Genomic DNA, 9156 nt, shown 5'->3' with positions numbered 1-9156 from the left:
AAGAAGGAGCTTCATTTTGATATTGCTCTTTTGTCTGTGCTTGTGGGTGTGGCTGGTATACTTGTGGCTTATCTTGTTTACATTAGGGGTCTTGTTGACCCTCAGAGGGCTTATGAGGCCCTAAAACCTCTGCATACTGCCTTCAGAGAACAGTTCTTCACTGAAAGGCTTTACCACAGAGGCGTGGCAAGGGGATACATGGGTCTTTCAAGGGCTATCTTTCTGGCAGGTGACAGGGTGCTTATAGATGGCTTTCTTAATCTTCTAAATTTTCTCTACTTCAGAGTGGTGAAGTTCCTCTGGATGAAGCTGGACATAATGCTTGTGGACCTGTTTGTCAACGGCGTGGCAAAGGTCTCTTACTGGACGGGTAAAAAGGTGCGCAATGTGCAGACTGGGCTTCTAAACAACTATGTGAGCTTTTTGCTTCTTGGTGTTGTCTTCATACTGGGCGTGATACTATACAGCATGAGGTGAAAGGATGGAAGGCTTTCCCTTAGTTTCTGTAAGCATGATACTGCCCCTTGTGGGCAGCCTTGTGGTGCTCTTTGCCAGGGAGGAGCTTTCTAAGTGGATTGCCAGCATATTCGGTGGGCTTGTTTTTGCCCTCTCTCTACTGTCTCTTCTCTTCTTTGACTTTTCAAAGGCTGAAAGGGTCCAGTTTGAGGAGAAATATCCTCTCATTCCAGAGCTAAGCTTGAACCTTCACCTTGGCTTTGATGGACTTTCATACATCATGTATATCCTCACCACTCTTGTTTCTCTTGTGGCAATCCTCTGGTCCACAAGAGACCACCAGATAAGCCACAGGCTCAAGGAGTATTACATATGGTTTCTGCTCACAGAAACCTTTCTTGTAGGTGTCTTTGCAAGTCTTGACCTTATGGTCTTTTACGTTTTCTACGAGCTAACCCTCGTGCCCATGTTCTTTGTGATAGGCATATGGGGCTACAAGCTTAGGCTCTATTCTGCCTATAAATTCTTCATATACATCTTCGTGTCTTCCCTTTTCCTACTTCTTGGTATAGTGAGCCTTGCAGTCCAGCACTTCAGACAATACGGCAAGTTCTCTTTTAGCTACTTTGACCTTCTCAACAACAGCTACAGCCTTGAGTTTGAAGTGTTTATGTTTCTTCTCTTCTTCATAGCCTTTGCAGTAAAGACGCCCATCGTGCCCTTCCATACCTGGCTTCCAGATGCTCATGGAGAGGCTCCCACTGCTGGCTCTGTGGTGCTTGCTGCCATACTTCTCAAGATGGGCACATATGCACTTCTCAGGTTCAACATAGGACTTTTCCCAGAAGCCTCAGTTTTCCTAATGCCTATTATGGTCCTCTGGGGCATATTCACCATAGTCTTTGCCTCATGGTTTACCATAAGTCAGAGCAATGTAAAGAGGTTTGTCGCCTACTCCTCAGTCAGTCATATGGGCTTTGTGGTCACTGGTATGTTTCTCCTCAACGCGGAGGGCATGAGGGCAAGCATAACGGAGATGTTTGCTCATGGGCTTACTTCATCAGCCCTCTTCATGATGGCGGGCTTTATTTACAACAGGCTTCACAGCTTTAACATGCAGGCACTCAGGGGAAGCATAAAGTTCATGCCCGTCTTTGCCCTACTGGTTGCCATAACGGGCTTTTCCTCCATGGGTCTTCCAGGGGGTTCTTCCTTCTGGGGCAAGTTCCTGACCATAGTGGGTGCGAGGGAATACACGCTTCTTCTTGCCTTTCTTGTAATAGTGGGTGCCTTCTTCAGTGCCGTGTATGTGCTGTATCTTCTCAAGACCCTATACCTTGATACAAAAGAAGAGAGCAGGCTTGTCCACTTTACTGACCTGAGAGGCTTCAAGCTTACCGCCTTTCTGCTTGTGGTTATTCCCATGTTTCTGGTTGGCTTTCTTCCCTTCCTATTCTTTGCCTTCTACGACCCTTACATAGACAGCTTGCTGGGTCATATCCTTTCAAAAGCGCTGGGAGGTTGAGATGGAGCAAATCATAAGGATAGAGTATCCGGACCTGTGGCTGATACTTCCAGAGCTGGTGGTTCTCTTTACGGGTTTTATCCTCTTTAGCCTTGACCTCCTCTACAGAAGGATAAACCATTTGCTTGCCATCAGCATCAGCCTTATTGGATACCTTCTGGCTCTGCTGCTTCTTCTCCTTAACTGGGGTATGGAGGGAGAAACCTTTTACGGCCTATATAAAAGGGACAGCTTTTCAAGCCTCATGCAGGCTTTCATGATACTGCTAACCATGGCTCTTCTGGGCTTTAACTACTTATACTACAGGCACAGAAGGTCCCTCTACGGCGAGTTCTACTACATACTCAGCTTTTCACTGATTGGGGGCATGTTTCTTGTCTCCTCTTACAACCTCGTGGTTCTCTATGTTGCACTTGAGGGAGTTTCCATATCCTTCTACATTCTCACCTCTCTGCTCCGGTCTGATTTTAATGCCAAGGAGGGGGCATTCAAGTATCTGATGCTTGGGGGGCTTTCCATAGCCCTTGCTTCCTACGGGGCAGGTTTTATGTATCTCTACTCTGGTTCCCTTGACCTGCGATACATACTTACCCATGTGGGAGAAAACCATTACTTTCTGGTCCTTGGACTTGTGCTCTTTCTTATAGGCTTTGCCATAAAGATTGGTGCGGTGCCCTTTCACTTCTGGCTCCCCGACGCCTATCAGGGCGCACCCACTCCCATAACCGCCTACATGGCATCCGTTGGAAAGCTTGCCTTCTTTGCTCCAGTGGTCAGGCTCATGCCCCTTGTTCAGGAGCACTTTGCCTACGCCTGGATAACCACTGTGGGGATAATCTCGGCGCTTACCATGCTTTATGGAAACCTTACCGCCCTTGTGCAGAAGGATGTAAAAAGGCTTCTTGCCTACTCATCCATAGCCCACTCAGGATACATAATGGCTGGTATAGCGGTGGCGGAGGTAATAGGGCTCAAGGCCGTCATATACTTCCTCATAGCATACTCTCTCATGGGCTTTGGTAGCTTTATGGTTCTTGCCCTTTTGGAAAGGCTTCCTGGATGGGAGAACAGGCTTGAACAGTTCTCTGGTATGAGGTCCTCCACGCCGTGGCTGGCCTTTTCCTTCATGGTGATGCTTCTGGCACTTCTTGGGGTTCCCCCAACCGTGGGCTTTGTAGGAAAGGCTCTTGTGTTTATGTCTCTTTCCTTTGAAAGGCTCTGGTGGCTCGCTCTTGTTATGATTGTGGCCACGGGTCTGTCAACTGGCTATTATCTGAGAATAACTGCCCTTATGTTCATGAAGGATTCAAGAATCTCATCTGGCATGTCTGTTTCACAGACAGAGAAATCTCTCATACTTCTCATAACCATAAGCATTGTCTTGCTGGGTGCGGTGCCTATAATATTATGGAGCTTTGTTAGCAGTTCTGCAGAAAACCTTTTCATGAGGTGAAGCTATGGAATACATGGCGCTTCTCATATTCTTTGGAATAATGCTCAGCATAGCCCTTGTGTTTGTCTTTGTAAATTACATACTCGGTCCAAAAACCTCTGAAGCCATGCAGGACTACCCCTACGAATGTGGAGTTCCACTCTACGACAAATCTGCTCAATCCACCTTCCATCAGGGTTACTATCTTCTTGGTCTTTTGCTCCTGCTCTTTGACATTGAGGCGGCCTTTCTTTTTCCCTGGACGGTAGTATACAGGTATCTGGGCGTCTTTGGCTTTGTAGAGATGTTCCTTTTTATACTTATCCTTACCTACGGGCTCCTTTATGCGTGGAGGAAGGATGCCCTTGACTGGCAGTTTGAAGAGGAAAGTCTCTAAAGGAGTGTGAAATGCCCTGGGCAAAAGGAGAAGAATTTATTCAGCTGAAAGAGAGGTTTGAAGGGCTCGAGATTGAGGAAAAGCCAACGCTGACCGCCCTTCATACTCCAAAGGCAAGGCTTATAGAACTTTTAAAGGTCCTCAAAGAAGAGAAGGGCTTTAAGCTATTTCTTGATCACTCCGTGGTGGACTTCCCCGACAAAAAGCCCCGCTTTCAGGCCTTCTACATCCTTTACAACGTGGACGAGAGAAAGAGGGTGGTTGTAAAAACATGGACTGATGGAGAGCTCCCTACCATAGAAAAGCTCTGGTTCGCAGGTAAGTGGGCGGAGAGAGAATGCTACGATATGTTCGGAATTCGGTATGAGGGGCACGAAAATCTGGTGCGAGCTTTTATGTGGGAAACTTACCAGCACTTTCCTCTCAGAAAAGACTTTCCCCTTGAGGGTTACGCCACCGAATACCTGCCATCTCTTAACGAAGTGCTCTGGGGCGACAACCTTCAGGGGCTCATGAACTATGACAAAATGCACACGCCGGTGCCAACCCTTGAGGACCTGGAAATAACGGAAAAAAGGAAGCTTCAGAAGAAGGCTCAGATAGTGCTTAACTGGGGACCACTGCACCCCGGCACTCACGGCACCATGTGGTTTCTCTTTGACCTTGAGGGAGAAAGGGTCTACCAGTGTGATGTGATACTGGGTCAGCTCCACAGGGGGGTGGAAAAGCTGGCGGAGAACGAGATGTATAACCAGTTTCTGGTATACACGGACAGGATGGACTACTTGTCAGCCCTCTGCAGTAATCAGGCATGGGTAGTGGCGGTGGAGAGGCTTCTTGGAATAGAAGACTTGGTGCCAGAAAAGGCAAAGTATATAAGGACTATGATGTCAGAGCTGCAGAGGATAAACTCCCATCTTCTCTGGCTTGGCACCTACGCCCTTGACCTGGGAGCCCTAACCATCTTTCTATATGCCTTCAAGGAAAGAGAAAAACTCATGGACATTATAGAGGGCATAACGGGTGCAAGGCTCACCATATCCTACACAAGGGTTGGGGGTGTCCGGATGGACCTTCCAGAGGGTGCTCTTGAGGTTATAAGGGCCTTTGTAAAGAGGTTTCCAAAAGAGTTAAAAGAGTGGGAAACCATCCTGAGCAGAAACAGGATATGGCTGAGGAGAAATGTGGGTGTTGGTGTAATAAGCAGGGAGGATGTTTACTTTTACGGACTGACGGGCCCAGTTGCCAGAGGTTCTGGAGTGCCCTACGACCTGAGAAAGTTTGAGCCCTACGACGCCTACCCATGGGTGGAGTTTGATGTACCTGTGGGAGATAGCGGCGATGTATATGACAGGTATCTTGTCAGGCTTGAGGAGATGAGACAGAGCCTTAGAATCATAGAGCAGTGCCTTGACTATCTTGAAAAGAACAGAAGCGCCCCCTTCTTTGCTGAATCCCCAGACCCCAAAAAGCTCAAACTACCCCTTGACGGCATAGGGCTAAAGGTGCCAGAGGGCGAGATATACTCTTCTGGAGAGAACCCCAGGGGTGAGCTGGGCTTTTACATCTACTCCACAGGGGGCGTAAAGCCCTACAGGGTAAAGATAAGACCGGGCTCCATGTATAACCTCTGCGTATATCCAAAGCTCATGAAGGACAGAGTTATAGCGGACGCGGTTACCATTCTGGCAAGCATAGACCCAGTTGTAGGAGAGATAGACAGATGAGGCTCAAACATATTCCTCACTACACCTATGAGGACTACGCAAAGTGGCAGGGAGACTGGGAGCTCGTTGAGGGCATCCCTTATGCCATGGCTTCACCCTCAAGGCTTCACCAGAGGGTGGTCTTTCGCCTTCAGAGGCTTCTTGCTGAAGAGCTTGAGAAAAATTCCTGTGGCTGTGAGGTGGTTTCAGACGTGGACTGGATAGTTTCAGAGGATACGGTCATAAGGCCCGACATAGCAGTCCTTTGCGAAGAGGGGGATGAATACATCACAGAGATACCGCTTCTTATCGTAGAAGTGGTATCAAAGACCTCAAGAATACATGACGAAAAGGTGAAGTTTAACCTTTACGAGGAGCTCGGCGTGCCTTACTATCTTCTTGTCTATCCCGAACAAAAAAACTGGAAAGCCTACAGAAACACAGGCGAAGGCTTCGTCTTGGTGGAAAGTCCGCTTTTTGTTATAGGAAACTGCGAGCTTGAGCTGGACTTTAATACAGTATGGAGGTGAGAATGAGGCTCAGGCATCTGCCCCACTACACTTATGAGGACTACGCAAAGTGGCAGGGAGACTGGGAGCTCGTTGAGGGCATCCCTTATGCCATGGCTTCGCCCAAGTTTCCACATCAGAAGGTTTTTGTAAACCTTTTGAGGTATATTGCCGACCTTCTTGAGGAAAATAGCTGTGACTGTTTTGTAGTTGGAGAGCTCGACTGGGTTGTGTCTGAGGATACTGTTTTCAGACCTGACCTTGTGGTGTTGTGCGAAGAGCCCCAGGATTACATAAGAAGGACACCAGAGGTGGTCATTGAAATAGTGTCAGAAAACTCCAAGTTTATGGACGAGCTTGTAAAGTTTGAAAAGTATGAGGAGCTTGGCGTGCCCTACTACCTCATGGTTTATCCAGAAAGCAAAGAAGGGAAAGCTTACAGAAACACACCAGAGGGCTTCAAGCCCATGGAAAAACTGGAGTTTAAGCTAAAGGGCTGCACCATAGAGCTTGATTTAAACAGAATCTGGAGGTAGACATGGAAGGCGTGCTGGCATGGCTCATCATAACTCTCATAAAGATACTGGTCATACTGGGCATAGTTCTTGGCGTTGGTGCTTATCTGACGCTGGTGGAAAGGAAGGTGGCTGCTCACATACAGAGAAGACCTGGACCCATGGTGGTGGGCTGGCATGGGCTTTTGCAGCCTCTGGCGGACGGGCTCAAACTACTCACAAAGGAAGACCTCTTTCCCAGATACGGAAACCGCTTTTTATACAACCTTGCCCTTGTGATGGCCCTTGTGCCTGCTACCCTCGTCTTTGCTGTGGTGCCCTTCGGTCCTGAGTTTGAGGTATTTGGAGTAAAGGTGAAGCCCATTCTGACGGATGTGAACATAGGGCTTCTTCTGGTCTTTGCCCTTGGCTCCATGGCAGTTTTTGCCATAGCCCTTGCGGGATGGGCTTCCAACTCCAAGTATGCCCTCATAGGCTCCATGAGAAAGGCGGGTATTGTGGTATCCTACGAGGTGGTCATAACCTTTGCGGTGATGGGTCCCATAATCCTTGCAGGCACTCTCTCCACCTACGACATAGTGCAGAAGCAGATTGAGCAGAAGCTCTGGTATATGTGGCTTCAGCCCCTTGCCTTTGTGGTTTACATGTTTGCTATGCTGGCAGAGACTGGTAGGGTTCCCTTTGACATTCAGGAGGCGGAGGCAGAGCTGGTGACGGGCTTTACGGTGGAATACGGGGGGATGAAGTTTGGTCTTTTTCCACTGGTGGAATGGTATATTGAGGTGCTCTCCCTTTCTGCCATTGCGGTGGTGCTCTTCATGGGTGGCTGGTCTCCCATAAACATACCCTTCCTGGGCTTTGTTGACCCCCTTTTCTTCCTTGGGCCTCTATCTCCTTTCGTATGGTTCATCCTCAAGGTGAGCCTTCTGTTTCTGTTCGTCCTCTGGCTTCATTGGACCCTACCCAGATACAGGATTGACCAGATAACCACCACCGCATGGAAGGTGATGCTTCCCCTTACCTTTGTTAACCTTGTGCTGACAGCGGTGATAGCACCACTTATATGGAGGTAAACCATGGTTAAGAGAGTTTTTGAAAGACCACTTAGCTGGCTTGAGAGAATCCTCTTTCTGGACTTTATAAGAGGGCTTTCCATTACCATAAGGCAAGCCTTTAGAAGGACTATCACCACCCACTACCCCTACGAAAAGCTCACACCTCCGAAACGATTCAGAGGTTTTTTTGGACACAAGGTGGTGGATGGAAAGGAGCCTCAGCCTGCCTTTGATGAGTGGGTAGAAAGGTTTAAGATAAAGGTGGAGCCTGGAAGGAGCAGGTGCGTTGTCTGTATGCTCTGCAAAAGAGCCTGCCCCGTACCCCAGCTCTTCGAGATAGAGGGTGAAAAACTGCCTGACGGCAGAAGAAGGGTTGCTGTCTTTGATATGAACATGATGCTCTGCACCTTCTGTGGTTTCTGCGTGGATGCCTGCCCAGTGGACTGCCTCTTCCAGAGCGATATACACGAAACCGCCAGCTATACAAGGAAAGATTCCGTCCTTGACCTCCATGTGCTGGAAAGGATAGGCAGAGACTGGCAGAGGAGAAGAGAGGAGGAGCCTGACAGAATATGGATAGATGACCACCAGAGACAGAGGCTCTGGTATGAGAATGACCTTAAACTTCCGGAGGTGGAAGGGTGATACAGTGGCTGGTTTTTCTCCTGTTTTCTGCGCTTGCGGTGGTTTCTGCACTGGGTGTGGTGCTTCTGCCCAACCCCATATATGTGATACTGTCCTTGCTTTCCGTCCTCGTGGCAGTGGCAGGCATATTCTTTGTGGCAGGCGCTGAGCTTGTGGGTGCCCTTCAGCTTCTCATATACGCCGTTGCGGTGACTGTATTCTATGTCTTTGTGCTTACCGCAGTTCCATGGGAGAAGGCTCTGAAAAAGGACTCCCATTACAGGGTTGAAGGCTTAATCTCCTTTCCTATAGTTCTTCTGCTCTATGCAGAGATGCTTCTGGTCTTTCTCGTAGGGGTGAGCGTTTCACCAAAGGGCCAGTTCAGAGAGTTTATAAAGCAGCTGGGTAATGTGGAAGTGATTGGCGGTATACTATTCAGCAAATACTTTTTAGCCTTTGAGCTGGTTTCTCTGGTGCTTCTCATTGGTATGATAGGAGCGGTGATAATAGGAAGGAAGGAGGCGCAGACCTATGAAGACCATACCCCTTGAGGCATACCTTACCCTGAGTATAATCCTCTTCGGGCTGGGTGTTTTTGGCATGATAGTCAGGAGAAACATGGTGACGGTCCTGATGAGTATGGAGCTGGCACTGAATGCAGTGAATATTCTCTTTGTGGGTGCGGATGCGCATCTGAGCCTTGTGGATGGTCAGATCTTTGCCCTCTTTATAGTTGCCCTTGCTGCCGCAGAGGCGGCGGTTGGTCTTGGTATAATAATAGCCATATTCAGGCTGAGGAAGGTGGATTCTACCGACGAAATAACGGACATGAGAGGATAAGATGGAAATACTTATATTGCTTTCACCCCTGATAGCCTTTGTGGTCATTGCCCTCCTTGGCTCAAGAATGGGTGATATGGCTTCTGCTGTGCTCTGT

Annotated in this window: 11 protein-coding genes; all 11 read left to right on the top strand. The window is 48.4% G+C overall.

The window, feature by feature from the left end; genetic code table 11:
• Window positions 1-477 (top strand): NADH-quinone oxidoreductase subunit L (locus tag WHS43_09670; protein MEJ5339906.1); only part of this gene is annotated, 477 nt, incomplete at its 5' end.
• Window positions 478-481: 4 nt separating this feature from the next.
• Entirely contained in the window at window positions 482-1981 is a 1500-nt protein-coding gene (locus tag WHS43_09665; protein MEJ5339905.1) for a NuoM family protein, read from the top strand.
• A gap of 1 nt (window position 1982) precedes the next feature.
• A complete protein-coding gene (locus WHS43_09660) occupies window positions 1983-3434 on the top strand; it encodes an NADH-quinone oxidoreductase subunit N (protein ID MEJ5339904.1) in 1452 nt (483 codons plus the stop codon).
• 4 nt (window positions 3435-3438) lie between these two features.
• A complete protein-coding gene (locus tag WHS43_09655; GenBank protein MEJ5339903.1) occupies window positions 3439-3810 on the top strand; it encodes an NADH-quinone oxidoreductase subunit A in 372 nt (123 codons plus the stop codon).
• Between the two features lie 11 nt (window positions 3811-3821).
• Window positions 3822-5537 (top strand): NADH-quinone oxidoreductase subunit D, encoded by a 1716-nt coding sequence (locus WHS43_09650; GenBank protein MEJ5339902.1) that lies wholly within the window; start codon window positions 3822-3824, stop codon window positions 5535-5537.
• Entirely contained in the window at window positions 5534-6046 is a 513-nt protein-coding gene (locus WHS43_09645; GenBank protein MEJ5339901.1) for a Uma2 family endonuclease, read from the top strand. Before WHS43_09650 ends, WHS43_09645 begins: the two co-directional genes overlap by 4 nt.
• A gap of 2 nt (window positions 6047-6048) precedes the next feature.
• Window positions 6049-6561, top strand: coding sequence for a Uma2 family endonuclease (locus WHS43_09640; protein ID MEJ5339900.1), 513 nt, complete (start codon window positions 6049-6051; stop codon window positions 6559-6561).
• A 2-nt stretch (window positions 6562-6563) separates the two neighbouring features.
• The gene (gene nuoH, locus WHS43_09635) at window positions 6564-7613 is read left to right on the top strand and encodes an NADH-quinone oxidoreductase subunit NuoH (protein ID MEJ5339899.1); all 1050 of its coding nucleotides are present in this window, start codon (window positions 6564-6566) and stop codon (window positions 7611-7613) included.
• A gap of 3 nt (window positions 7614-7616) precedes the next feature.
• Window positions 7617-8240 (top strand): NADH-quinone oxidoreductase subunit I, encoded by a 624-nt coding sequence (locus WHS43_09630; protein MEJ5339898.1) that lies wholly within the window; start codon window positions 7617-7619, stop codon window positions 8238-8240.
• The gene (locus WHS43_09625) at window positions 8237-8770 is read left to right on the top strand and encodes an NADH-quinone oxidoreductase subunit J (protein ID MEJ5339897.1); all 534 of its coding nucleotides are present in this window, start codon (window positions 8237-8239) and stop codon (window positions 8768-8770) included. The genes WHS43_09630 and WHS43_09625 overlap by 4 nt, the downstream gene beginning before the upstream one ends.
• Window positions 8751-9059, top strand: coding sequence for an NADH-quinone oxidoreductase subunit NuoK (gene nuoK, locus WHS43_09620; protein ID MEJ5339896.1), 309 nt, complete (start codon window positions 8751-8753; stop codon window positions 9057-9059). Before WHS43_09625 ends, nuoK begins: the two co-directional genes overlap by 20 nt.
• The last annotated feature ends 97 nt before the right edge of the window (window positions 9060-9156 follow it).

Source organism: Aquificaceae bacterium (assembly GCA_037481935.1).
In the GTDB taxonomy this organism is placed as follows: Bacteria; Aquificota; Aquificia; order Aquificales; family Aquificaceae; genus Pampinifervens.
This window is presented reverse-complemented; position numbering and strand designations above follow the sequence as displayed.

Coding starts and splice junctions, on each gene's coding strand:
- WHS43_09665 (MEJ5339905.1), top strand. CDS start 482: ATGGAAGGCTTTCCCTTAGTTTCTGTAAGCATGATACTGCCCCTTGTG.
- WHS43_09660 (MEJ5339904.1), top strand. CDS start 1,983: ATGGAGCAAATCATAAGGATAGAGTATCCGGACCTGTGGCTGATACTT.
- WHS43_09655 (MEJ5339903.1), top strand. CDS start 3,439: ATGGAATACATGGCGCTTCTCATATTCTTTGGAATAATGCTCAGCATA.
- WHS43_09650 (MEJ5339902.1), top strand. CDS start 3,822: ATGCCCTGGGCAAAAGGAGAAGAATTTATTCAGCTGAAAGAGAGGTTT.
- WHS43_09645 (MEJ5339901.1), top strand. CDS start 5,534: ATGAGGCTCAAACATATTCCTCACTACACCTATGAGGACTACGCAAAG.
- WHS43_09640 (MEJ5339900.1), top strand. CDS start 6,049: ATGAGGCTCAGGCATCTGCCCCACTACACTTATGAGGACTACGCAAAG.
- nuoH (MEJ5339899.1), top strand. CDS start 6,564: ATGGAAGGCGTGCTGGCATGGCTCATCATAACTCTCATAAAGATACTG.
- WHS43_09630 (MEJ5339898.1), top strand. CDS start 7,617: ATGGTTAAGAGAGTTTTTGAAAGACCACTTAGCTGGCTTGAGAGAATC.
- nuoK (MEJ5339896.1), top strand. CDS start 8,751: ATGAAGACCATACCCCTTGAGGCATACCTTACCCTGAGTATAATCCTC.